This window comes from Pseudomonas psychrophila HA-4 (assembly GCF_000282975.1).
In the GTDB taxonomy this organism is placed as follows: domain Bacteria; phylum Pseudomonadota; class Gammaproteobacteria; order Pseudomonadales; family Pseudomonadaceae; genus Aquipseudomonas; species Aquipseudomonas psychrophila_A.
Genome location: NZ_ALJC01000037.1, coordinates 1 through 1,076, shown reverse-complemented (window position 1 = coordinate 1,076; position 1,076 = coordinate 1). Strand labels below are relative to the sequence as shown.

Below are 1,076 nucleotides of genomic sequence, written 5' to 3'. Positions count from 1 at the left end.
CTGATGAGGCGGTCTTGCAGGTCGTATTCGTAGGCCAGTGGCCATTGACCGTCGTCGACGGCGGTGAGGCGGCCCAAGGTGTCGTAGGTGTAGGTGATTTCGCTGCCATCGGGCAGGGTTTTGATCTGCAGGCGCCCGGCTGCGTCGCGCTGATAAGCGGTTATCAGCGGTGCTGCCTCAGGCTGATCGGTGTCCGGGTATTCGGTTTTTTCCAGCAGGTGGCCGTTGAGGTCGTAGGCGTAGGCGGTTTTGCGGCCGTCGAAGCTGATTTCTTGGCGGATCAGGCCGTTGGGATGGTATTCAAGCTGGTAGTGTTCGTGGCGCTCGTTTTCGATGCCGGTCAGCAGCAGGCGGGCGTTGTCGTAGCGGTAGTTGAGCTGGCTGCCGTCAGGGTTGATGCGGCGGCTGATCAGGTGCAGGTTGTCGGCGTATTCGTAGCGGGTGATGTGGCCGCGTTCGTCGCGCTCGGCGGTGACTTTGCCGTAGGCGTTGTAGCTCCAAGCGCGGGTTTTACCGCCGGGCAAGGTGGTTTGGATCAGGCGGTTGGCGGCGTCCCATTGGTACTGGGTGATGGCGCCGCGCTCGTCCTGCTGGGTGATTTTTCGACCCTGGGCGTCGTAGCGGTAACGCCGTTGCGTGCCATCGGGCAGGGTTTCGTCGAGCAGTTGCCCGAGCGGGTTCCAGGTAAGGGTGTGCTGGCTGCCGTCCGGGTAATACAGGCCGCTCAGTTGGCCTTTGGCGGTGTATTTGTAGTGGGTGACGTTGCCGTCGGGGTCGGTCTGGCGGGTGATGTCACCTTGGGGGTTGCGTTCGTATTTCCAGCACGCCAGGCCGCGTTGCACCTTGCGCACGTGGCCATTGAGGTAGCTGTAGAACGTCGGTTCGTCGACGGGCGGAATCAGCGCGGTGAGTTGCCCGGCTTCGTTGTACTGGTATTCGGTGACGGCGCCGAGCGGGTCTTTTTCGGCGATCAGGCGGCCTTTGTCGTCGTAGGCTTTGTGGTGCTCAGCGCCGTCGGGGTCGATTTGTCTGACCAGCCGGGCGTTGTCGTCGTGCACGTAGATTTGCTGACTGCC

Annotated in this window: 1 pseudogene; it reads right to left on the bottom strand. The window is 62.2% G+C overall.

What is annotated here, in order from left to right:
- Positions 1–1,076, bottom strand: a pseudogene (locus B347_RS24665) (type IV secretion protein Rhs); the annotation flags it as partial.